Source organism: Hominimerdicola alba (assembly GCF_900112155.1).
Lineage (GTDB): Bacteria > Bacillota > Clostridia > Oscillospirales > Ruminococcaceae > Hominimerdicola > Hominimerdicola alba_D.
On the sequence record NZ_FOKQ01000011.1, the window covers coordinates 20,469 to 44,088 of the forward strand.

Sequence of the window (23,620 nt, forward strand, 5' to 3'; positions counted from 1 at the left end):
AGGAGCTTTTTGCCCTTTACGTGAGCAGCTATCTTGGAAATATCAGAAACGTTGATCTTGCCGTCATTATTTACATCAGCACGTTTCTGAGCAGCTGCATCGAGTAACTTCTTACCCTTTACATGAGCAGCGACCTTTGTGATATCGGTAACGTTGATTACTCCGTCACCGTTAACATCGCCGAGCTTGAAGTCGTCAATGCCACCCTCATCTGCTATGATCAGTGTGATGCTTGCAACAGCAGTGCCGTTAGCATTCTTGACAGTGATAGTGGTAGTGCCCTTGCTCTTGAATGTTACCTTGCCTGTATCGTCTATGGTAGCGACCTCAACTTCACTTGAAGACCAGGTAAGCGTATCGGCAGCTTCTGCACCGCTTGCGGTGGTCTGCTTGCAGCCGAAGGAATAGTTTTTGCCTTTGTAAGCCAAAGTTATTTTGTCGCTGATAACCTTTCCGCCCGCGGAGAGTATCTCAAGCTTAGCAGCAACGCGATCATTATCAACGAATTCTACCTTGCTGGAATTCTTATCTGCATATTCCTGTGCGGTCGAATTGCTTGTACCGTACAGCGTGATCTTACCTTTGTCTTTTCCGAATACAAGATTGTTAGGCTTAGTGCCCAGTTGAACTGTGCCGTTATGACCAAAGTCAACGCTGGTTAGGCTGTGACAGTCATTGAATGCTTTGTCCTCGATTAGCTTAAGATTTTCATTGAGTGTAACTTTCTCAAGGAAACCGTTTACGCAGGCATACGATTTGATGGTCTCAACAGTATCGGGAACGACGTATGTAGGATCTTGTTTATAAATGGGACGGTTGTACAGAATAGTCATATCCTGGTTGTAAAGAATGCCGTCAACGCTCTTATATTCGAGATTGTTTTTATCAACATTGATACACTCCAGAGGAGTAAATCCTTTTTCTGCGATCTGCTCAAATTTAAATTTACGGAGATCTATGTTGAACATAGACATAGACATATGCAGATAGGATGTGGTTGCAGGCAGATTGATCGTCTGCATACAGAAGTTGTCTTCAAATGCCTTGCTTCCGATGGAAGTGACACTTTGTGGTATAGTATACTCGCCTTCGTTTGAGGATGGTGTTTTGAGCGTATGCAGATAGTTGCAGTAATAGAATGCGCTGTCACCTATACTAGTAAGAGATTTCTCGGGTATAATAACTGTCTTGAGATATGTGTCCTTACTGAAGCAGCTAGCAGGTATCTCCTGAATGTTTGAATTGGAGAAGTCAGCAGTATCAAGTGCTACGTTCTCTGAGAAAGCAGCTTTACCCAGAATCAACTTATCTCCGTTATCGGGAGTGTGGAAAATGATTTTGGTAAGAGCTGTCTTTGTGAATGCATTTGCATCTATCTTGGTAAGACTGTGTGGGAATACTGTATCAGTTGTGTTGTCCTTAGAGGTGAATACAGCCAGTTTTTCGGCACCGCTGAATGCACTGCTGCCGATATTAGCAAGAGCAGAGCCTTCTTCCCACAGGACTTTTGTCATTGCCTTACAGCCATAGAAAGCATCGTTCTTGATAGCACTTACGTTTTTGGGAATATAAGCATCCTCAAGGCTAGTGCAGTTCTTAAAGGTAGAAGCACTTATGGTGTTAATGTGTGAAAATGCGGTCGCAGTTTCACTTTCCTTGGTGTGAGGCATATGTTTAAGGGCTGTGCAGTCAGCAAAAGCAGAATCACGTACCTGCTCAATAGTATCGTTCATGGTTATTTCTTCCAGAGAAGTACACTTCTGGAAAGCGGAGACACCTATGGTGGATACATTGCCAAGGAACTCTATGTTCTTAAGAGAAGTACATCCGTAGAATGCGTTCTTGAATATATCGGTTACACCTGCCGGCATGAGGATGGTGTTGTTTGAATTTCCAACTTCGTTCGAACCTAACAGACCTGTGCATTTGCTGAATGCAGATTCGCCTAAAACTGAGAAATGAGAATTTTCCGCGAAGTTTATGTATTTGAAAGAAGGGCAGTCTTCGAAACAGCTTTTCTGAACACCTCCGAGGGATGCGGGGAACTGTATAGTATAAGGGATCTTTGTTGCGTTGCTGGGGGTGAGTGTTTCAAGCGATGTACATCCCTTGAAAACACAACCCTTAGGATCGGTAGTTGTTGCGCTCTTTCCGAGTACTGTCAGATTACGTGATACCACTACATCTTTCAACTCTGTGCAGTCGCAGAAAGTGTTATCGTAGAGAGTGGTTACTTTATCGGGGATATTTATACTCTCCAGAGAATTGCATGAATTGAAAGCGCTTTCTCCGATACCCTCAACATAGGTGATATCGACCTGTGTTACACCTTCGCAATTACTAAAAGTACTGCCGGAGATTAATTTCCATGTTTGTGGCAGAACGATCTTGTTCTTAGTCTTGTTTAAATCGCTTCTGGGGTAAAGTGTCAGAACCCAGCAACCAGCAAAGGCGCTTTTACCAACGTTTGTCAGCTGATCGGAAACAACGACCTGCTTGAGATTCTTGCAGTTATAAAAAACTTGATCACCGAGAACGGTGTTTGCGTCCGGAAGTTCAATGCTTGTGAGCGAGGTACAGCCATCGAACGCGCCGCTTTGGATCTCAATACAGGAAGAACCCTCAGCATCGCCTTCAAATTTGAATCTTGTGAGTGATGTACAGTCGCAGAATGTTTCCTCAGGTATCCATTTAAAATCGCTTGGCCATGTAAAGTTTTGCAGGGAGGTACAGCCCTTGAATACCTTTGGTCCGCATTTTAGATCAAGAGTGCCGTTAGGAAGTCTGTTGTAGCTGAAGCCAACAACGTTTACCGCAGTCAGGCTGGTGCAGTTCATAAAAGCAGATGTGCCGATATTGTTCAGCATATCATCACTGTTGAATACGATGGATTCCAGGTTCTTACAGCCGGAAAAAGCACTGTCACCTATGCTCAGAAGATTTTCGGGGAAATTCAGGTTTCTGATAGCGATATCACCAGAAAAAGCATTATTGCCGATGGATGAGATGTTATCACTGAATTTGATGCTTATAAGCTCAGAAGCGCCTGAAAAAGCGGAAGCTTCTATCGTTACGATGTTGGAAAGATCGAGAGGAGCGTTCGGTGTACCCTGAAGATGATCGCAGCCTTTGAAAGCGCTATTGCCGATCGTATTTATTTTATCGCCGAACGAAACGATCTGGAGAGTTGTACAGCCTGATGCAAAACTTGCACCAACGTCAGTTATAAGGCTGTCTTTGAAGTTAATGCGGGCAAGGTTCACATCGTTTTTAAGTACATTCGTGGGCGGTTTCAGAATAACTTTCTTTCCGCTAAGAGAACCGCCTGCAAAGTCTATAACGTCATCTGTTATTCTGCTCATATCGATGTCCAGGGTCGATACACCGTTATTAACACCCATGAATTCAAAAAGATCACTGGACGTGATTTCAATATCACCTGTCTTGGTCATCTTTAAAGTTACGTTTTCATCTTCGAGTTCGCGTTTGGTCTCAGCCGCAGAAGCCGTGATAGGTGTTGTCGCAGAAAAGCCGAAATTTGTGTTAGCAGGTACGCATGAAGCTACCATAAGCATTGCAGCTACGCCTGCTATGATCTTCTTTCTCATTTGTTTCTTCCTCCTTCAGGAATGTTCATAGTTTTATATTGCTGCCCGAAAATTCGGGTATAAATGTACAAAATAATTATAACACATTTTTTACATTTATGCAATAGGCTGTATCGATTTTTTTTACTTTCGGTATTTTACACTGTTCGTGTGATATACAGACACTGCAATGCATATGATATACCAAAAAGGAGGCGTATATATGACAGAAATACAGGGCAGACACAATGCAATTCTTGAAGACCGCAGCAAACTTATGCTGACGGGGGTGAACGATGTCGAGCGCTTTGATGAGAATACGGTGGTATTATACACTCAGCTGGGTGAGCTTACCGTAAAGGGAGAAAAGCTACATATCAGCGAACTAAGCGTTGAAAACGGCGAACTCAATATCGACGGTGAGATATCTGCTATGGTCTATGGTCAGCGGGATGCTGTCAGCAGACTGGGCTTTTTCGGCAAGCTGCTGAGATGACCTTGTTTGAAGCTGCTGCACAGCTGGGCGGGCTGCCCTCGGGTGTGATACTCGGGCTGATGTGGGGGATATTGTCAATCCCGCGATTGCGGTGCCCGCGCTGGGTCTGTTTTGTGGGTGATATGCTCGCTGTGATGATGTTCTCATTCTGCCTTTTCATGCTTGGCGTTGGTATCGAGGGACACCTGCGCTATCCGACAGTTCTGGGTACAGCGGTGGGATTTTCGGCGGTGCGTGGGATATGGCATATCCTGCAAAAAGAGTTCGCTCATTCAGATAATAAAGGATAAAAAATCGCCTGCGGCATTGTTTGCCACAGGCGGTCTGTTGTTATAGCTTGTCACCTTGAAATGCGTTTCTGCGGGACATTTCCATGTCTATGCCGTTGAGTACGCGGCGTTTGTCGCGGCTCCACAGCGGTGCTATGAGCTCATTCCTGTCGCCGTCACCTGTCAGCCTTTCTATGACTATCTTCGGCGGCAGAAGTTCCAGCTGGTCGCAGATAATACTGATATACTCGTCTCTTTCGAGAGTTCGGAACTCTCCGCGAGCATACATATCAGCAAGCGCCGTGCCTTTCAGCACATGGAGCAGATGAAGTTTTACCGCGTGTATATCCAGCTGTCCGACAGTTCGTGCCGATTCTCTCATCATTTCGGCTGTTTCGCTGGGAAGACCATCTATAAGATGTATACACACATTGACGTTCTCTGCTCTCAGAAGCTCATAAGCGCGGAGCAGGTCTGCGTAGGTATGACAACGGTTCATCGCGAGGGCTGTGCTGTCGTATATCGTCTGCAATCCAAGCTCGACTGTGAGGTATGTGTCCTTTGCCAGTTCGCCCAGCATCTTCGCTTTTTCGATGTCGATACAGTCTGCGCGTGTAGCGATACTCAGCCCGACGGCATTTTCGAGTTCAAGGGCAGCCCCGAACATCTCCCGAAGCAAACCCACATCGGCATAAGTGTTGCTTCCTGCCTGAAAATATGGGATACACAGCGCATCCGCCCACTTTTTCTCCATAACGCCGCGGACTTGGGCATACTGTTCCTCAACAGATCTCCGCGGGTCGCCGGCGAAATTACCGCTCATCTTCGCCGAACAGAAAGCGCATCCGCCTACGCCCTTTGTACCGTCGCGGTTGGGACAACCAAGGTCGATATTCAGCGGGACTTTGTATACCTTTTTGCCAAAGCGCTTTTTTAGGTAATAGCTGTAGCTGTGGTAGCGCTTGTTGTCGTCAGAATACTCAAAACCGTTCATCATTCTTCGGGTATATCAGGGGGCGGCTCGGTGTCCGAGGGTGAGGTATCGGGCTTGGAATCGGGCTCGTCGGTGACAGGTGGTTCGGTATCGGATGGCTCGGTGCTGTCCTCGGTATCCTGTGTTGATTCGGTATTATGAGAGATAACGGTGGTTGTGGTAGTCACGAAGGGTGCTTCGTTGTTGGTGGTTGTCATTTCCTCGTCATCATCGGGCATGGTGTATGTCTTGTAGGTCGAGGCAGGTCTTGATACCGCCGTTGTTCCGCCGCCCGGGGCAGTTTCGTCGCTGTCAGCTTCGGTGACAGTGTTGCCGTCCTTGTCGGTCATGACCGCTTTTGTGGTCACGGCATTCTCGTCACGCTCATCGTTGTCAAAGGGATTGTATTCCTCACCGTCCTGCTGACGGTCGGTGCGGGTATTGTAGTTGCCACTTCCTCTTTCGCTGATGGTGTTGCCTATGCCGTACAGAAAAGATATATGCTCCTCTGCTGACTGCATCTGCTCGGGAATCGGCAGCTCACGGAGATACCTTTTTTCGATGCCCTGTTCAAATTCGCCGCTGAGAAAACTCTCTCTTGTAAGGGTGAGCTCTTCGTCATTCCGTATCTTTCCGCCATTTACCGCGAGGAATGATACCGATATGAATATCACCAGCACCGAAAGCACCAGCAAGTTCAGATTATCGTAATGTCCCACGCCTGTTTCAAGTGCCAGAAACCGCACCGCACGGTCGTTTTCTTCGCACTCGTCGGGAAGGTCTATTTTGGCAGCTTCCGCTTTCAGTTTACTGAATTGGTCTTCCATCTTGTCCTCCGTTCTTATACCACTGCCGCATTCGCAGCGAGGGTTATAACGCTTATCACCAGCACTGCCGCTGTTGCTATGGTCTTGCAGATACGCACCGTGCCGTAAGCCTTCCTGCTTTTAGCTGAAAGCTTATCCGCCGAGCCTGTTATCAGTTTGCGGACAGGAGTGCATACCACACAGAAAGCAATCAGTATCAGCACGCAGTTATTTAGGACTGCGTCCCTGACAGCTACACTGAGGGTGTACTGTACGCCTGAGCCCATCAGACCCATCACCCATTTGTGGTAGCCGAAAAATCCCTTGAATTCAAGCGCACCGAATATCAGAAGGCTTGCCAGGACAAGGTATACATATTCGAAGAATACGGGCAGCTTCGCCATTATATTTTTCAGGAAAAGCTGTTCCAGCGCCACCAGCAGACCTGCCGCAAGCCCCACAGCAAGGCTTATGGGCTTGACTGAGTACCAAAGTCCCATGATACCGCCGCATATCACTGCACAGACAGCTGTGCGCACTTTCGACTTGCTGCTCGGTATGCCCAGCAGGTCGCTGAAAAAGGCTATAACTGTGGAGTTGTAGCTCTTCACTAGACCTGTGAAAAGTTCGTCGGGCTCGATATCGCGGTAGTTTATCGGAAGCACGAATCCGCCCATCAGGCTGAATCCGCGGCTCATATCGCAAAGACCGGTAAATATAAAATAGTACTGTGCAAAGAATGCCAGCATACCCAGCCAGCAGCCCAGAGTAGTTATCTCGCTTCCGTTGAGACCGGCGGTACGTATCTTGCGGAAGACCTCAGCCAGCAGTACTACCTTGCCAAGACCACAGCACATTTTGTTCAGGCCCGCGTTCAGCTTTTCAGTGGTGACTTCGCGCTTGCGTATCTGACCTTCCATATCGCCGTAATGTACCATAGGACCTGCGCACATCAGATGGAAGGATACCATGTAAGTCATTATGCAGAACACATTCTTTTCGGCTCGTATCTTGCCGCGGCAGACGTCCGAAACGTAGGAAAATCCCCTGAGCGAATAGTATCCCATGCCTATGGGCAGCATAATGTCTTCAAGGGCAAGGGCTGTATCCGCAAACAGGTAGTTGTGCCCGAATATAAGCATCAACGCCGCATTCATAACGCCGTCAGCCGCAGTGAGGAGCAACGCTCCCGTGCGATTCTTTTCGCGTATGCTTCCGACACATAGTCCCAGTGCCCAGTCAACCACCAGGGACAGGAATATCAGACATACTACAAAAGGTCTGCCCCAGCTGAAAAACAGCAGCGAGGTGATTATCAGTATCAGGTTTTTATATTCCGAACTCCTGTCCAGCATTGAAAGCACCGCTGAAACGGGGAAAAGTCCGAACAGGAAGATAAGGTCTGTGTAAGTCAAGATGAATTCTCCTTATATAGCAAGTTCAGTTTGGCTGAACCTATGATTTTTAATATTAATCTGCACTGAAGTAACTTTGAACGTAAAAAGAGCTGTTTGCAGATTTTACCGATATTTCGCGGTTTTTTGACGTTTTAATTAATGAAATTGAAGCTCTGTTATAATATTTTAGCACACTTCACAAAATTAAGCAAGCGAATTTATAAAGAAAATCTAAATTTTTCAACTTTTAACCAAAACATATTGCAAATTATAATAATTGTGTTATAATAATAGCGTAGAGAAGAGTGATAGTGCGCCTATCAATACACGGCGCGGGGATATTCGGCAAAGGGTTTTCAGCCCTTTACAGCGTGGCGTGCGCTGGTTTTCCGCGGTTCGTTTATTGACAGCTTTCATGGCAATAAAGCTGTCAAGGTGCATGATACGGAAGGGAGTGGCATCAATGTCTACTATACTAATTACTGGTGCCAGCGGCATGATCGGTCAGTACCTGACCTCCAGCCTGCTGCATAAAAAACACCGTGTATTCGCGGTAGATTCAAAAACGAATGACTTCATCGGCAAGGACAGCAATTATAGTTTTACTCAGTGTGATATCAATGATAAAAGAGCTATCTGCAATATCATGGAATCCAATCATATCGACGCAGTAGTGCATCTTGCAAATTCCGTGGATAATGATATAGACTCCCTGGTGACAGATGCCGAGATAAAGAAGAGCAAAGTTACCGATAAATATATCTATTCTGCGGCTGATAAGTGTGGTGTGGGATGCTTCATACTCCTCAGCACCACAGAGGTATATGGCTTGCAGAAGGGCAGAGAGCCTATCAGAGAGACCATTGCTGAAAAAGCCATAACCAATTATTCGGTTATGAAGCTCACCAGCGAAAAGCTTATGGAAAAGGCTTTCAAAAAGAGCTCGACCATCCCCGTTGTAGCAAGGGTAGCGCCCATTTATGATGCCGAGCATACCGATAATCTTCATTCCCACGTTTTCGATCACAAGGAGAATGTAGGCTACGTTTTCGGTGAAGGTGACTACGGTTTTACTTTCTGCTGTGTGTTCAATCTTATCGATTTTATAAACGGTATCATATCCGTGCCTCAGGGCAAATACAGTGGCGTATATAATGTATGCGATTCAAGGCAACTGAACGCCAACGAGATAATCCAGTACGAAAAGGATCGTCACCGCATAGGTGCCGTTATCCGCCGTTCACCCGGCAGTGAAAAGGCAATGCTTTTCAACAAGGGCAAGATGAGGACTGATTATCGTTATTTTGATCCCACTATTACCTTCAACAACTGGCTGTTCGATAATACCCGTGCAAAGCGTATCGCTCCCATGAGGTGGAACCTGAGCAATACCAAATAATAGTGTAATCCAAAGCACTCCCGTTTTTCGGGAGTGTTTTTTGATGTAATGACCACAATATACAATTATAGTACACCATTTTGATAAACAGGTGAAAAATTGGCGGAAATATTTATTATATACATATCTTGTAAGGCTGGTAAGTCCCCGGGAAGAATAGTGTATATCCGTGAAAAACCGTCTGATGAAATATGAAGACGCAGGATGAATTGTTATCGGCAGGCATACTTATCATTGTCAAGTATATGTATTTCGGGTGAAAATGAGCGAAAATGCTTCATTTTTGTAGAATGTGCATAGAAGTTGAGCGGAAACATTGTGAAAAATTTTATTACTTAAAATGCTCGGAAACTATGGTAATTTTGGCGGAAATCTGTTATAATATATTTACGACCGTAAATTGGCAGTATCCTGCTGCGCAATAAAACGGAATTTCAAAATTTTTGGAGGTAGATAACCTATGGCAACTAAGTATTGCTATCTCTTCTCTGAGGGTAATGCCAACATGAGAGAACTGCTCGGCGGTAAGGGCGCAAACCTGGCAGAGATGACCAACATCGGTCTTCCCGTTCCCCAGGGCTTCACTATCACTACCGAGGCTTGCACACAGTATTATGAGGACGGCGGTATCTCTGAAGAGATCCAGAAGGAGATCAACGAGTATATCGTAAAGATGGAAGGCATCACCGGCAAGAAGTTCGGTGACAAGGAGAATCCTCTTCTCGTTTCCGTTCGTTCCGGTGCAAGAGCTTCCATGCCCGGTATGATGGATACTATCCTGAACCTGGGTCTGAATGAGACTGTTGTTAACACTATCGCTGAGAAGTCCAACAACCCCAGATGGGCTTGGGACTGCTACAGAAGATTTATCCAGATGTATTCCGACGTTGTTATGGAGGTCGGCAAGAAGTATTTCGAAGAGCTGATCGACAAGATGAAGGAAGAGAAGGGTGTTACTCAGGACGTTGAGCTGACTGCTGACGATCTGAAGACACTGGCTGGCCAGTTCAAGGCTGAGTACAAGGCTAAGATCGGCGTTGACTTCCCTGACGATCCTAAGGAGCAGCTGATGGGCGCTATCAAGGCTGTATTCCGTTCTTGGGATAACCCCAGAGCTAACGTTTACAGACGTGATAACGATATTCCTTTCAGCTGGGGTACTGCTGTTAACGTACAGTCTATGGCATTCGGTAACATGGGTGACGACTGCGGTACAGGCGTTGCATTCACCAGAGATCCCGCTACAGGCGAGAAGAAGCTGATGGGTGAGTTCCTGACTAACGCTCAGGGCGAGGACGTTGTTGCAGGTGTTCGTACTCCTATGCCTATCCAGCAGATGGCTGAGACATTCCCTGAGGCTTTCGAGCAGTTCAAGCAGGTTTGCCAGACTCTCGAGAACCACTATCACGATATGCAGGACATGGAGTTCACTGTTGAGAACAAGAAGCTCTATATGCTGCAGACCAGAAATGGTAAGAGAACTGCTCAGGCTGCTCTGAAGATCGCTTGCGATCTCGTTGATGAGGGCATGAAGACCGAGCAGGAAGCAGTTGCTATGATCGACCCCAGAAACCTCGATACTCTGCTGCACCCTCAGTTCGACGCTAAGGCACTGAAGGCTGCAACTCCCGTTGGTAAGGGTCTGGGCGCTTCTCCCGGAGCTGCTTGCGGTAAGATCGTATTCACAGCTGATGACGCTGTTGAGTGGGCTGAGAAGGGTGAGAAGGTCGTTCTGGTTAGACTTGAGACTTCTCCCGAGGACATCACCGGTATGAAGGCTGCTCAGGGTATCCTGACTGTTCGTGGCGGTATGACTTCTCACGCTGCCGTTGTTGCTAGAGGTATGGGCGAGTGCTGCGTATCCGGCTGCGGCGATATCAAGATGGACGAGGCTAACAAGAAGTTCGACCTCGGCGGAAAGACCTTCAAGGAGGGTGACTACATCTCCATCGACGGTACAACAGGTAACATCTATGATGGTATCATTCCTACCGTTGACGCTCAGATCGCAGGCGAGTTCGGCAGAATCATGGCTTGGGCTGACAAGTACAGAACTCTGAAGGTTAGAACTAACGCTGATACTCCTGCTGACGCTAAGAAGGCTAGAGAGCTGGGCGCTGAGGGTATCGGTCTGTGCCGTACCGAGCACATGTTCTTCGAGGCTGACAGAATCGCAGCATTCAGAGAGATGATCTGCGCTGACACCGTTGAAGAGAGAGAAGCTGCTCTGGCTAAGATCGAGCCTATGCAGCAGGCTGACTTCGAGGCTCTGTACGAGGCTCTGGAAGGCTGCCCCGTTACTATCAGATTCCTGGATCCTCCTCTCCACGAGTTCGTTCCTACTGAGGAAGAGGACATCAAGGCTCTGGCAGCTGCTCAGGGCAAGTCCGTTGAGGATATCAAGGCTCTGATCGCAGGTCTCCACGAGTTCAATCCCATGATGGGTCACCGTGGCTGCCGTCTGGCTGTAACATATCCTGAGATCGCTAAGATGCAGACAGCTGCTGTTATCAAGGCTGCTATCAACGTTCAGAAGAAGCACGCTGACTGGAACGTTAAGCCTGAGATAATGATCCCTCTGGTAGGCGATGTTAAGGAGCTCAAGTTCGTTAAGAAGGTTGTAGTTGAGACTGCTGACGCTGTTATCGCTGCTGCTGGTTCTGATCTGAAGTACGAAGTTGGTACCATGATCGAGATCCCCAGAGCTGCTCTGACTGCTGACGATATCGCTGCAAACGCTGACTTCTTCTGCTTCGGTACTAACGACCTGACTCAGATGACCTACGGTTTCTCCAGAGATGACGCAGGCAAGTTCCTGGGCGCTTACTACGATAAGAAGATCTTCGAGAACGATCCTTTCGCTAAGCTCGACCAGACAGGCGTTGGCAAGCTGATGGAGATGGCTATCAAGCTTGGTAAGCCCGTTAATCCTACACTCCACTGCGGTATCTGCGGTGAGCACGGCGGCGATCCTACTTCCGTAGAGTTCTGCCACAAGATCGGTCTGGATTATGTATCCTGCTCTCCTTTCAGAGTGCCGATCGCTAGACTGGCTGCTGCTCAGGCTGCAATCGCTGAAAAGAAGTAATTCTTTAAGGCATACAGTATCCACAGTGATGTGTTAACTGAATAGCAAAATCAAAGCTCTCACAGTTTCGGCTGTGAGAGCTTTTTGATGTTTATTTTATTACTCGGGCTTATTGACCAGACTATCGCAATCCTTAAACGCATCCTCGCCAATTTTCGGTGAACCTTCTATGATGACCTCTTTCAGTGAAGTACACCCATCGAAAGCGTGCTCGCCTATCTCTTTGACACTTGCAGGGATAACGATCTTTTTAAGTGCTGTGCATTCAGCGAAGGCGTAAGCGTCGATCTCTTCAACGCTATCGGGGATCACAAGGCTTTCGATTGTAGAAGTATCATATACAGAAGACTGAAATGCATCGTTGATATATCTTACACTTTCGGGTATTTCAACAGTCTTAACATTTGGAGATGTCAAGAAAGCTCTATCACAAATACTTTCTATTCCATCGGGTATCACAACATTTTCATCTTCACCGATATACTTGTAAAGCAGTACATCATTGAAGATTATAAAATCACCTTTTGCTTCTTTTTCAAGAGTTTCCTCAAATGGAGTATTTCTAAAAATACAGCCGCCGTTTTTTACAAGGCTTTTGGGAATGTTAACTTCTGTAAGACCGCTTTTTTGAAATGCGCCGTATCCTATTTCTTCTATGCTGTTAGGAAGAGTCACTTTTTTAAGGGAAGTGCATTTCATAAATGCGCAGGTTTCTATTTCTTCAACGCTGTTCGGAATTATTATACTTTTAAGAGCAGTACAATCAGAAAAAGCACTGTCTCCTATTTTTTTCAGTCCTTCGGGTAATACTACCTTACGTAAATATTTCATATCAGCGAAGGAAAAGAAACATTGATTGGGAATGATAAAACTAGAGTCAAGGTCAACACCACAGCATATCTCGGTGATACCCTTGGGGAAAACGAGTTCTCTTACTTTGGTTCCGGCAAGGATATACGAACCTGTATATCTGAGATTTGACGGGATATTTATCGTCATGAGATTAGTACAGTTTTCAAATGCTCTGCAATGTATTTCTTCGACAGTGTCAGGCAGGTGAATAGCTGTAACATATTTGTACATTACATAATATTTTGTATCAACGTATTTACCATTTTCATATAATGATTCTTCAAAGATAGACTTTCCTATTGATGAAACGGGTTTGCCCTCGATAGTATCAGGGATATTCAGAAGAAAAAAGGGTCCTGTGTAATGTTCTATCTCAATAGTATCATTTTCCAACACCTCATAATCAAAATAGCGTTCAGGCATTCCGATGTTCCAGAACACGATATTGATAATGACATATATCAAAATTATCAGACTCAGTAATATCAGTACGATATTGCGTATTCTCTTTATCAGACTTTTCTTCGGTTTTGTATTTTCCATAATTGACCAGCTTTCGTAATATAAAATATACCAATGGCTATTATACCACAGAATCTCACTGACGTCAATCGATATAAATTAACGCATTGTGAGAGCTTTTTTATCCATGCGTTCCGATATTTGTCAACAAATGCAGACATCACCATAACCGAAAAATCCATATCACCGTCACCAAAAATATTAACCTCGCGAATTGTGCATATCATCAAAAATAAGAACGATTGGTTTGAACATATTGCACATAGCTGTTCCGCGTGAGAGGCTAATTTTGTGCAAATTATGTGCAATTCTTACCGAAAATTGCGGAGTAATGGTTAAATTCATTGACAATTCTCAAAAGAAATGATAAAATGAATATATAATAATTTTTTGGGAGGAGAATCCATAATGAAAGGAAATCTTTTAAAAAGGCTGTCAGCCTGTGCGCTCTGCATAACTATGGCTTGTTCAGCTGTACCGTTTACTGCATATACAGTTTCGGCTGCAACAAATTCAAGCGTTAGTTCCAGTGCTTCGGGTAAGGTAGCATTTTCTACCGACTTCGAGGACGGAGATTGTTCAATGTTCTCAAAGCGCGGCGACAGCGATACTTCAGTTATCAAGGTCATCGAGGACAGCAAGGCACCCAGCGGCAAAAAGGTAATGGCTGTTACAGGCCGTGACCAGAGCTGGAACGGCCCTTCCCTCGGCGTAAAGGGCGTTCTTCAGCCGGGCGTAAAGTATGATATATCGGTAAAGGTAAAGGCTCAGTGGTATAACACAGTCTGCATCTCGCTCCAGCATACTCCCGCAGGTTCCAATGAACCTCTGTACACTAACCTCGTAAAGGGTGTTTCCCAGGGCGATTATGTTGAGCTGAATGCAAGCTTCTCATACGGTGCTGAGGAAAAGGACGTTTCCATTTATGTTGAAACATGGGGCGAGGCTAATGACCTCTACATCGATGATTTCACCATAACAGCTGCGCCTAATAATATGGATACAAGTGCACCTTCGCTGAAAAATGTTTATGCTGATATGTTCAAGATCGGTACTGCCTGCACAGTTTCCGAACTGGCTCCTGATTCAACCAAGGATCTTATCCGCAAGCACTTCAACAGCATTACAGCAGGCAACGAGCTGAAGCCCGAGAACGTTCTCGACAGAGAAGCTTGCCTTGCAATGGCTGAAAATGGTGACGACGAGAATCCCCAGGTAACTCTCGAAGCAGCAAAGCCTATCCTTGATTTTGCCCTCAAGTACAATATCCCCATGAGAGGTCACGTACTTGTATGGCATTCTCAGACTCCTATCTGGTTCTTCAAGGAGAACTACGATCCCAACGGCGAATGGGTATCCAAGGAAAAGATGCTCAAGCGTATGGAGAACTACATAAAGAACGTATTTACAGCAGTTAAGAAGGATTATTCAGGTATTGACTTCTATGCATGGGACGTTGTAAACGAGTGTTTCGATGACTACGGCTCTCCAAGAAAAGCAGGTTTCCCTGAAGATTCCAACAACTACGAGGCTTCACCCTGGGTAAAGATCTTCGGTGACAACTCCTTCATCAAGCCCGCATTTGTATACGCTAAGAAGTATGCACCCGCTGGCTGCAAGCTCTACTACAACGACTACAACGAGTATATGCAGAAGAGCGACGCTATCGTTAAGCTCTGCCAGGAGATCAACTCCGATGGTCACTACATCGACGGTATCGGTATGCAGTCTCACCTCAACGTAACAAACAACGGTTCATCCGATCCGTTCCCCTCTGTAAGTATGTACAGACAGGCACTGGAAAAGTTCAGCAAGACAGGTCTTGATATTCAGGTAACTGAGCTGGACGCTACCGTAAATGATAAGAAGTTCGATCTTCAGGCTAAGTATTACAGCGATATCATGGACGCTATTGTAGACTACAAGGATTATATCTCCGCAGTTGTATTCTGGGGCACCACCGATGATATCAGCTGGAGAGCTGACCGCGATCCTCTGCTGTTCAACAAAGATTACTCCGTAAAGCCCTGCTTCGAGTCCATCGTTGACGGTATCGAGTACAATGAAGATCCCGATCCTCAGCCTCAGAATAACGATTATCCCAAGAACGTTAAGGCTAACTACAGCACCAAGTATCATCAGGTACAGTTCGTTTGGGATAAGGTACAGGGCGCTGACAAGTACGGCATCGCTGTATACCTGGCTGGTAAGTGGAGAGTTCAGACTTCCAACATCACCACTAACAGCTATGTAACTCCCAAGAACCTGACTCCAGGCATGACCTACAGGGTAGCTGTTGCTGCAAGAGTCAACGGTAAATGGAACACAGCTGATCCTATCAAGAATGCGATAACTGTTACTATCAAGTAATATACAGTTTTTCACAGACCCCATAACGGCAGTTTCTTCGGAAACTGCCGTTAATTTTTGTATACAATAATAAGACCGGCCCCGCAGTTCATAATGCGAAGTCGGTCATATTCTTTTATCAGATATCCAGCCTTAGTGCAAGGCTGTTCATTTCGATGAACTGTGGCTTGACTGTCTTTTTCATGGTTTCCTCAACATCATCGATGCCGAAGGGGAGCACACCTGTGCGCACCGACTGTCCCAGCATTATCATGTTGAGTGCTCTGGGTGAACCTACCATACGGCAGGCTGCTTCACCGTCGATGGTCTTCAGGTCAGCCACGTTTTTCTCCAGATATTCCAGCATCTCAGTGCCGTTGTAGGCGGTGCCTTTCAGGGATACCGTAACAGGCACGATGGGGTGAGTGTTGACTATCACCTTTCCGCCGTCCTTCAGGTAGGGGAGCATACGAACCGCTTCCGCAGGCTCAAAGGCGATTATCAGGTCAGCGGTCTTCTCAGGGAACATGGGGCAGTAGAGGTTGTCGCCCAGCCTTAAAAAGCTGAAAACGCTTCCGCCTTTCTGTGCCATACCGATAGTTTCCGCACTCATTACGGGGATATCCTTTGCCATAGCTGTTGCCGCGATAAGCTTTGAAGTCAGCACGATGCCTTGTCCGCCAACGCCGCATATAAGAATATTATTCTGCATTTTTGCCGCCTCCTATCGCATTTACGGGACATACCTGTGAACACAGACCACAGCCTGTGCAAAGGCTTTCCTCAATGGCTATCTTGCCGTCCCTGAGAACAAGTCCGGGGCAGCCGAGAAGATTCTTGCACTTCTGGCAGTTTATACACTTGTCATTGTCGATGACTGCGGGCTTTTCGGGCTTGATAAGCACAGCACATGGCGACTTGAATATTATCGCCTTGACACCATTTTCGTTTGCAACACGCTTTACAGTATCGACAGCTTCGTTCAGTTTCAGCGGGTCAACAGTTTCAATAGTGGTAACGCCTACACCGCGGAGTACCTGCTCAATGTTTATCTTTTCAACTACCTGACCCATCATCGTCCTGCCCGTGCCGGGGTGGGGCTGATGACCTGTCATGGCGGTGGTGGAGTTATCCAGAACTACAAGGGTCATATCAGCCTGATTGTATACCGCGTTAACAACGCCTGTTATAGCCGATGCGAAGAAAGTGGAATCGCCTACGAAAGCGAAGCACTTTGTATCGGGGTCGATGCGACCTATGCCCTGTGTGATGTTCACACCTGCGCCCATGCAAAGGCAGGTATCAACCATATCAAGGGGCATTGCGTTGCCGAGGGTGTAACAGCCTATATCTCCGCAGAATACGCTCTTTATGCCTTTCATCGCCTGCTTTACAGCGAAGAACGATGCTCTGTGAGGGCATCCCGCACAAAGCACGGGAGGTCTTACAGGCAGTGGAGGAACATCCTCAGCCTTTTCCTCAGAGGGGAGGAACATTCCAAGGAATGAAGCCACAGCGTGTTTTACAGATGTGCAGGTGTTCTCGCCGGCAGTGGGGATATTGCCTGTCTGCTTGCCGTATATCCTTGTTTTAAGACCGTACTTTCCGCATACGTAAATGAGCCCTCTCTCGATAACAGGGTCAAGCTCTTCAACGCAGAGAACTTCGTCAAGACCCTCAAGAAAAGCCTTTGCGGCTTCCTCAGGGAAGGGGAAAGGAGTGCCCACCTTGAAGAGGGGGACTTCCGTATCAAGAGCTTTCAGTGCTTCCTTTGTATAGGTGAAGTTTATGCCGTGGGTAGCGATGCCGCGTCTGCCTGAACCGCTTTTCACGGGGTTCAGACCGCTTCCGCTGAATACGGTGGAAAGCTCACTGTTGCGCTTTTCGATATCACCGTGTGCCTTGAACGAAAGCCTTGGAAAGATGACCCACTTCATGGGGTCGCGTACAAAGCCCTCGGGCTTGTTCTTTACGCACTCGTTCTCGTCCTTGACTTCGATAGAGGCATATCCGTGACAGACTCTTGTAGTCGGACGGAAAAGCACAGGTGTGTGATACTTTTCGGAGTACTCAAAGGCTGTCTGTATCATGTCGTAAGCTTCCTGCACCGATGAGGGGTCAAAGCAGGGGAGCTTTGAGTAAGCCGCGAAAGTACGGGTATCCTGCTCGGTCTGTGAGGAAATGGGACCCGGGTCGTCAGCCACAAGTATTACCATGCCGCCCTTAACGCCGATGTACGCAAGGCTCATCAGCGGGTCGGAAGCCACATTCAGACCCACCTGCTTCATGGTTACCATGCATCTTGCGCCGCTGTATGCCGCGCCTGCACCCACTTCAAGAGCCGCTTTCTCGTTTACCGACCACTCAACGTACAGGCTGCCGTCGTTGTTCTTAGCGGCAGTTTCCAGCACCTCTGTGGAGGGTGTGCCGGGGTAGCCTGATATCACATTCAGACCTGCCGCTATCGCACCTCTTGCGATGGCAGCGTTGCCCATCAGAAATTCTTTATGCATAAAAAACTCTCCTTTATAACGGATATTTTCTTATATTCAGTTTGCGATCATATACGTTTGAAGACCGTTGCAGACAGCGGTGCACAGCGCACGTATCCCGAAAATTCTTCCTCATCGATAAAGCCCGATTCGTCAAGCCGCTTGTAGAATATTCCCCAGGGCAGGTTGAAATACCTCTCCTCTAAGTAGGGGTTCAGGGCAATGACGAAACATTCTTTTTCGTTTTCCAGCTTCCATATTATGAAGTTTGCGTCGCTCGAATCTATGAACTGCAGGTGCCGCTCAACGTCGCCCTTGTTTGCCATACGGAAAAGTTCGCTTGATTTTCTGAGCTTTATCAGCGCCTTGTAGTAGTTGAAAACAGCGCGGTACTTGTTCTTTTTGCCCCATTTTATGGCATTTGTGTGATCTGGGGCGTTGTAGCTGTTGCCGTTGTATACGTTCAGTTCATTTGGTTTTTCGTTCTCCGTAAGCTCTCTTGGCTTGCTGCGCAGAAAATCCTGTCCCAGCTGTATGAATGGCATACCCTGAGAAAGTATTATTATCGCCGCTGCCATTCTGTCCATCTTTATCAGGTCGGAGGGGCAGTAATGGTTGCTTCCGGATATCTTCAGCTTGTCCCAGAGAGTGTGATTGTCGTGGGCTTCGGCATAATTCACCGCCTGTGTGGGCTCGAATGCCCAGCAGGCTTCGGAAGCATCTTTCAGCTGATAATGTGGCACAGAACCTGCGATACCTCTTTTAAGTATCGAAGACGTATTGCGGTTGCCGCTTATGAATCCCAGATCGTAGGGGTTGAAAGTTCCGCCCTTTACCGAATCGCGGATATTATCGTTGAAAAGTCCCACTCTGCCGAATTCGTAGCTGTTCCACTTGTATGCCAGTTTATCCGCGGGCATGGGGGATTCTCCGCCTGTCCAGCCCTCGCCGTACATCAGCAGGCTAGGGTCTATCTTATCAAGTTCGTCACGGATGATATTAACCGTTTCGATATCGTGCAGCGCCATAAGGTCGAAGCGGAAACCGTCCACCTTGTACTCAGTTGCCCAGAATTTCAGGGAATCTATCATGTATTTGCGGAACATCATGTGGTCGGAAGCTGTTTCATTACCGCAGCCCGAACCGTTTGAAAATGTACCGTCACGCCTTTTACGGTGGTAGTATCCGGGGAAGGCTTTCTCAAAAGAACTTTCCTCGGTGTGATATGTATGGTTGTAAACAACGTCCATTATAACACCTATGCCGTTCTTGTGCAGCGTCATTACCAGCTCCTTGAACTCGCGTATACGGCATTTCGGGTCAGTGGGGTCAGTGGAATATGAACCTTCAAGACAGTTGTAGTTCTTGGGGTCGTAGCCCCAGTTGTACTGATTTTTCTCGGGATGCGCTTCATCAACGGTGGCATAATCCGCCACGGGCAGAAGATGAACGTGGGTAATGCCCAGTTCTTTAAGATGGTCAAGACAGGTCTCGGATTTTCCGCAGCGCGTCCTGCTGTGGGTCAGCCCCAGAAATTTTCCCCTGTGTTCGGGACATACTCCAGAACTTTCATCGATGGTGATATCCCTGATATGGCACTCATATACTATCGCCTGACAGGCATTAAGGCACTTCGGCTTGGGAACATCGTCCCAGCCCTTGGGATTTGTTGAGTCAAAGTCCACCACAGCGCCCCTGTTGCCGTTTACACCGCAGGCTTTTGCATAGATATCGATAGTTTCAAGACGGTTGTGCATATACTCGAATTCGTAGGAAAATGTGTAGAAAAGCCCGTCACAGCTGCGGAAAAGCTCAACATACCAAACACCCTTGTCAAGCATCTCCATCGGCAGAGTTTCAACGAGGTTGTCGCCCTCACCGTCGAGATAAAGGTTGAGATAAACACCGGTAGCCATCGGCGACCATGTTTTGAAGATAGTTCTGTCTTTTTCCTCGCCAACAATATTTGCGCCAAGGTCATTTCCGTCGTAGTAGTATTTGTTGTCGATATCTGCCGCGTTGTATCTGAGCAATTGTTTCACCAACTTTGTTTAAAATTCATTTTCCTTACATAAGCTTTTCAAGCTCTTCGCGGAGTTTTCGCTTCATATCCTCAAGCTCCTCCGCGGTGGGACGATTATCGTCGCTGTACATTTCATCCATAGGTATGCTCCACACAGGACCTCTGCCGTTGTTGTAGCAATTCCCGATATCTCCCGTTCTCCTCGGGAAAAGGTGCCAGTGCAGATGCGCGTCTCCCATACCAAGAAGTTCGTAGTTCATCTTTTCAGCTCCGAAAGCTTTTGCCGCCGCCTGAGCCACAAGAACCATCTCTTCCATGAACTTCGCCCGCTCAACGGTATCAAGGTGGAAAAGCTCTGTTTTATCGCCGTGGTGCTTGTACAGAAAAAGCGTATACCCATAGAAATGCTGATGGTCGCCAATTACCACATATCCTGTTTCAAGCTCTTTCACGAAATACGGGTTCGTCCCGCTTTTTATCATATTGATCCTGTCGCATATAAGGCACATAGTATCCCACCCTTATTTCACGGACTTAGCCAGCTGTTCGCCCTGACGTACCTTGGTCTCAGCGCCCTCGCGGGTGTTTATCAGCAGGTCTTCATCAACTATGGCGGCACCCTTTTCAAGCAGAAGCACGATAGTCGAACCGCCGAATTCAAACATACCCTTTTCCTCGCCCTGACGAACTCTGTGATTTCCCCATGGGTGATGATTGGAAATCTTGCCCACCATAAGCGCACCGACTTCCATCTGTATAACATCGCCGAAGAACTCTGTCCTCAGCATACAGTAGGTGCGGGAATTCTCCTTGTAGACCTCAACATGGCGGTTAGCTACGGGGTTAACAGTATTCAGGAACCCCTTTATCTCGCGGTCATGGCTCTTTATGCCGCTGAGGGGGTAGATGTAGCGGTGATAGTCATCAACGCTTAGTCTTATGATAAGTGCATAGCCGCCTGCATACTTCTGAGCAAGCTTTTTGTCACGCAGAAGGCTGTCGATATTATACACCGAATCCTTTATAACAAAGGTATTCGAGGGTGTTATCTCATAGGCGCTGACCTTGCCGTCCGAAGGGGATACCAGCTTGTGCTCATCGGGGTCGAAATGTCTGCGTCCCGGCTTTATTTTGCGGGTGAAGAAATCGTTGAAGGAAGTATACTGCTTTTCCTCGTAATCAAACATATCAATGCCGTTCTTTTCGGCAAAATTCTCGATAAAACCGCTGCTGAGCTTGCTGTTCAGCACCTTTCTGCTGACCTTTGAGAATACGGGCAGTGAAGCTATCTCCAGCGCGCTTCTGCCCAGGTAGCTGTCATAAGCATCATTCAGGAATCTGTCCTGATTGGTGGTGACTTTATACTCGTTGCCCTGTCTGTCTCTGTACCTCATGTGTATACACTCCTTTCGATCGCGTTTGCTTTAACATTCCATTTCCCAGTCGTAAGGACCTTTTTCCTTATCATAGCTTACCCTTATTTCAGGTGAGCCAAATAGATTATCGGAACCATATACCGCTATGATCTCTGTCTCATCATAAATGTCTAAACATACCGGAGACAGATCGTCGTAAATAGCCTGCTCAGAGAGTTCGTTGCTATCTTCATCGAACACTTCATCAATATTTTGTGCTGCATATCTCCTGCATTTTTCGTCCAGCTCGGATATATCGCCTACGTGTTCAGCCGCATTTTTTATAATTGCCTCCCACTTCTCGGGCTCGTTTTCCGCATATATATATACCCCGATACTGTCTTCGCCGAGCTTCATCTCGCCCTCGAAACGCTCTTCTGTCTTGTCGTACTCAAGCTCTCCGAAGAAGTCGTCCTTTACTATTATAGGCTTGTTGTATTCGTCCACATATGCCTGTAATTCGGGGCACTGCACTTTTTTATCAACGATCTTTTCAAGCCAGAACCCTTGGTGTTTTTCTGTGCCGTCCGTATTCTTTTTCATTTGTTCACGAACACGCACACGGTACAGCCCGTTTTCGGTAAAGCCCTTTATTTTGCCGCAGTTATCGTATGTTTGATTTCTTACGAACCAGTGGAGGTATCCCTTTGCGGGCATTAGTTCGCCTTTTTCTTCGTCATAAAAGGCTGTGCAGAGAACGTCCGCGCAGTACGCTACACCTTTTTTTCTATTTACGCTGAATGTGCCGTTCGTATCGCATTTTTCGACAGCTGCTACTATCGTGCGGATATCCTTTTCATAATATGAGTTCGGCCATACGATGCTGTCAGGATCGATATTGCCAAGAACGATCTTTCTGAGAGCTTTGTGTCCGAAATAAGTCAGCACTATCCACAGCACTGTCACTGCGAAATAAACACCGAGTTCTCGACCTGATTCTTTCAGACAGTAAAAGGTAAGTATCAGCAGGAAAAGACCTCCGCCGTACCAGACTATGTATAACAGCGCCTTGGGAAAGTACCTTATGATCATCAGGTAGGTCAAAAAGTTCCCTTTGAAGTCCCTTTCACCCTGCGACCTGCATAACGCCGCGTATACGAGTCCGCTCAGTATATGCCCCGCCGCAAAGGCGAGCAGTGCGAACAGCAGAGCCTCGGGTCTGCCATCTTTGATGAAGTCTTTTATCAAAAAGAAATCGGTCACACCTGTGAATGTTATCACACAGCTTAACAAAAGTATCAGAATCCCGAAAAGAAATTTGTCCACAGCTTTCCCCTCCTGATGGAGTTATATGATATGGTTCATTTTAAGGTAGCTGAAAAAGATTATGAGCCCCAGTGTGAACATTATCAGCAGACCTTTGTTGCTGGGCTTGTTGACTTTTATCTTCAGCACGAACATTACCGATATCAGCACAAGGAAGCCCTGAAAAACATATGGGAATATGTACCCGGGTATATTATGCCTGCCGATATACAACAGCGGCAGAACTATACAAACACTTGTAACAGGCAGACCCTCGTATTCCTTGCGGTTCTCCTCGGTTTCACGCTGACGTTCCTCTTCCATAACATTGAAGTAAGCCAGTCTGATGACTGCCGCAAGAACTATCATAAGCGAGGGTATCAGTCTCATGGGGTATACCGTATGGTAGTGATAACCCAGCAAAGCTGGGAAAACACCGAAGCATACAAGGTCGCAGAGAGAATCTATCTGTATGCCAAATACCTTTTCATGGTCTGAGCGGTTCTTCATGGAACGCGCTATCTTGCCGTCAAAAAGGTCGCATATGCCCGATATAACAAGGCAGAAAAACGCGATCGCGTCATGCCCTTCAAATACCTGTGTTATCCCGTATACCGATGATAATAGTCCCACATAAGTGAGTATTACCGAATAATTATAAAAGCCTATCATTTTGAATTCTTCCCTCTTCTTATCTTATCTTTATA

Annotated in this window: 17 protein-coding genes; 5 read left to right on the top strand and 12 right to left on the bottom strand. The window is 46.7% G+C overall.

All coding sequences use genetic code 11. From position 1 onward, the window contains the following. A partial coding sequence (locus BM265_RS07745; RefSeq protein ID WP_207646966.1) for a leucine-rich repeat protein occupies positions 1-3,608 on the bottom strand: 3,608 nt, incomplete at its 3' end. A 202-nt stretch (positions 3,609-3,810) separates the two neighbouring features. Between BM265_RS07745 and yabP the strand changes: the two genes are divergently transcribed. Both yabP and BM265_RS07755 read left to right on the top strand, forming a co-directional pair. Then, positions 3,811-4,083, top strand: a complete 273-nt coding sequence (gene yabP, locus BM265_RS07750; protein WP_081358395.1) for a sporulation protein YabP — start codon at positions 3,811-3,813, stop codon at positions 4,081-4,083. After that, positions 4,080-4,373 carry a hypothetical protein gene (locus BM265_RS07755; protein ID WP_074961009.1) on the top strand — a complete coding sequence of 98 codons (294 nt, stop codon included), beginning with the start codon at positions 4,080-4,082 and terminating at the stop codon, positions 4,371-4,373. Before yabP ends, BM265_RS07755 begins: the two co-directional genes overlap by 4 nt. A gap of 40 nt (positions 4,374-4,413) precedes the next feature. Here BM265_RS07755 and BM265_RS07760 read toward each other — a convergent pair whose 3' ends face one another. The 3 genes from BM265_RS07760 to BM265_RS07770 are packed head-to-tail and all read right to left on the bottom strand — an operon-like array spanning position 4,414 to position 7,546. Then, entirely contained in the window at positions 4,414-5,346 is a 933-nt protein-coding gene (locus tag BM265_RS07760; RefSeq protein ID WP_074961078.1) for a tRNA modification radical SAM protein MnmL/YtqA, read from the bottom strand. Further along, positions 5,346-6,152 (bottom strand): hypothetical protein, encoded by an 807-nt coding sequence (locus BM265_RS07765; protein ID WP_074961010.1) that lies wholly within the window; start codon positions 6,150-6,152, stop codon positions 5,346-5,348. The genes BM265_RS07760 and BM265_RS07765 overlap by 1 nt, the downstream gene beginning before the upstream one ends. A gap of 14 nt (positions 6,153-6,166) precedes the next feature. Then, positions 6,167-7,546, bottom strand: a complete 1,380-nt coding sequence (locus BM265_RS07770; RefSeq protein ID WP_074961011.1) for an acyltransferase — start codon at positions 7,544-7,546, stop codon at positions 6,167-6,169. A gap of 445 nt (positions 7,547-7,991) precedes the next feature. Between BM265_RS07770 and BM265_RS07775 the strand changes: the two genes are divergently transcribed. Together BM265_RS07775 and ppdK are read left to right on the top strand one after the other, a co-directional pair. After that, positions 7,992-8,927 (top strand): NAD-dependent epimerase/dehydratase family protein, encoded by a 936-nt coding sequence (locus tag BM265_RS07775; protein ID WP_074961012.1) that lies wholly within the window; start codon positions 7,992-7,994, stop codon positions 8,925-8,927. Between the two features lie 460 nt (positions 8,928-9,387). After that, on the top strand, positions 9,388-12,015 hold the full coding sequence (ppdK, locus tag BM265_RS07780) for a pyruvate, phosphate dikinase (RefSeq protein WP_074961013.1): 2,628 nt from the start codon (positions 9,388-9,390) through the stop codon (positions 12,013-12,015). A 99-nt stretch (positions 12,016-12,114) separates the two neighbouring features. Here ppdK and BM265_RS07785 read toward each other — a convergent pair whose 3' ends face one another. Further along, positions 12,115-13,410 carry a leucine-rich repeat domain-containing protein gene (locus tag BM265_RS07785; RefSeq protein WP_074961014.1) on the bottom strand — a complete coding sequence of 432 codons (1,296 nt, stop codon included), beginning with the start codon at positions 13,408-13,410 and terminating at the stop codon, positions 12,115-12,117. Between the two features lie 387 nt (positions 13,411-13,797). Here BM265_RS07785 and BM265_RS07790 point away from each other — a divergent pair, with 387 nt between their 5' ends. Next, the gene (locus tag BM265_RS07790) at positions 13,798-15,759 is read left to right on the top strand and encodes an endo-1,4-beta-xylanase (protein WP_074961015.1); all 1,962 of its coding nucleotides are present in this window, start codon (positions 13,798-13,800) and stop codon (positions 15,757-15,759) included. Positions 15,760-15,877: 118 nt separating this feature from the next. On the opposite strand, the gene BM265_RS07795 is transcribed toward BM265_RS07790, so the two are convergent. Genes BM265_RS07795 through BM265_RS07825 form a run of 7 tightly spaced genes read right to left on the bottom strand, consistent with a single transcriptional unit; the run spans position 15,878 to position 23,585 of the window. Then, complete coding sequence (locus tag BM265_RS07795; protein WP_074961016.1) at positions 15,878-16,450, bottom strand: indolepyruvate oxidoreductase subunit beta; 573 nt, start codon at positions 16,448-16,450, stop codon at positions 15,878-15,880. Next, the gene (gene iorA, locus BM265_RS07800; RefSeq protein ID WP_074961017.1) at positions 16,440-18,251 is read right to left on the bottom strand and encodes an indolepyruvate ferredoxin oxidoreductase subunit alpha; all 1,812 of its coding nucleotides are present in this window, start codon (positions 18,249-18,251) and stop codon (positions 16,440-16,442) included. Before iorA ends, BM265_RS07795 begins: the two co-directional genes overlap by 11 nt. Before the next feature lie 47 nt (positions 18,252-18,298). Beyond that, positions 18,299-20,263 (bottom strand): type I pullulanase, encoded by a 1,965-nt coding sequence (gene pulA, locus BM265_RS07805; RefSeq protein WP_074961018.1) that lies wholly within the window; start codon positions 20,261-20,263, stop codon positions 18,299-18,301. Positions 20,264-20,297: 34 nt separating this feature from the next. Next, on the bottom strand, positions 20,298-20,762 hold the full coding sequence (locus BM265_RS07810; RefSeq protein WP_074961019.1) for an HIT family protein: 465 nt from the start codon (positions 20,760-20,762) through the stop codon (positions 20,298-20,300). A 12-nt stretch (positions 20,763-20,774) separates the two neighbouring features. Then, positions 20,775-21,647 carry a phosphatidylserine decarboxylase gene (locus tag BM265_RS07815; RefSeq protein WP_074961020.1) on the bottom strand — a complete coding sequence of 291 codons (873 nt, stop codon included), beginning with the start codon at positions 21,645-21,647 and terminating at the stop codon, positions 20,775-20,777. Between the two features lie 30 nt (positions 21,648-21,677). Beyond that, positions 21,678-22,934, bottom strand: coding sequence for a DUF7021 domain-containing protein (locus BM265_RS07820; RefSeq protein ID WP_074961021.1), 1,257 nt, complete (start codon positions 22,932-22,934; stop codon positions 21,678-21,680). Between the two features lie 21 nt (positions 22,935-22,955). After that, positions 22,956-23,585, bottom strand: a complete 630-nt coding sequence (locus tag BM265_RS07825) for a CDP-alcohol phosphatidyltransferase family protein (protein WP_074961022.1) — start codon at positions 23,583-23,585, stop codon at positions 22,956-22,958. Positions 23,586-23,620 lie beyond the last annotated feature (35 nt).

Bases quoted from the DNA above. Each gene is read 5' to 3' on its own strand.
- yabP (WP_081358395.1), top strand. From the start codon at position 3,811: ATGACAGAAATACAGGGCAGACACAATGCAATTCTTGAAGACCGCAGC.
- BM265_RS07755 (WP_074961009.1), top strand. From the start codon at position 4,080: ATGACCTTGTTTGAAGCTGCTGCACAGCTGGGCGGGCTGCCCTCGGGT.
- BM265_RS07760 (WP_074961078.1), bottom strand. From the start codon at position 5,346: ATGAACGGTTTTGAGTATTCTGACGACAACAAGCGCTACCACAGCTAC.
- BM265_RS07765 (WP_074961010.1), bottom strand. From the start codon at position 6,152: ATGGAAGACCAATTCAGTAAACTGAAAGCGGAAGCTGCCAAAATAGAC.
- BM265_RS07775 (WP_074961012.1), top strand. From the start codon at position 7,992: ATGTCTACTATACTAATTACTGGTGCCAGCGGCATGATCGGTCAGTAC.
- ppdK (WP_074961013.1), top strand. From the start codon at position 9,388: ATGGCAACTAAGTATTGCTATCTCTTCTCTGAGGGTAATGCCAACATG.
- BM265_RS07785 (WP_074961014.1), bottom strand. From the start codon at position 13,410: ATGGAAAATACAAAACCGAAGAAAAGTCTGATAAAGAGAATACGCAAT.
- BM265_RS07790 (WP_074961015.1), top strand. From the start codon at position 13,798: ATGAAAGGAAATCTTTTAAAAAGGCTGTCAGCCTGTGCGCTCTGCATA.
- BM265_RS07795 (WP_074961016.1), bottom strand. From the start codon at position 16,450: ATGCAGAATAATATTCTTATATGCGGCGTTGGCGGACAAGGCATCGTG.
- iorA (WP_074961017.1), bottom strand. From the start codon at position 18,251: ATGCATAAAGAATTTCTGATGGGCAACGCTGCCATCGCAAGAGGTGCG.
- BM265_RS07810 (WP_074961019.1), bottom strand. From the start codon at position 20,762: ATGTGCCTTATATGCGACAGGATCAATATGATAAAAAGCGGGACGAAC.
- BM265_RS07815 (WP_074961020.1), bottom strand. From the start codon at position 21,647: ATGAGGTACAGAGACAGACAGGGCAACGAGTATAAAGTCACCACCAAT.
- BM265_RS07825 (WP_074961022.1), bottom strand. From the start codon at position 23,585: ATGATAGGCTTTTATAATTATTCGGTAATACTCACTTATGTGGGACTA.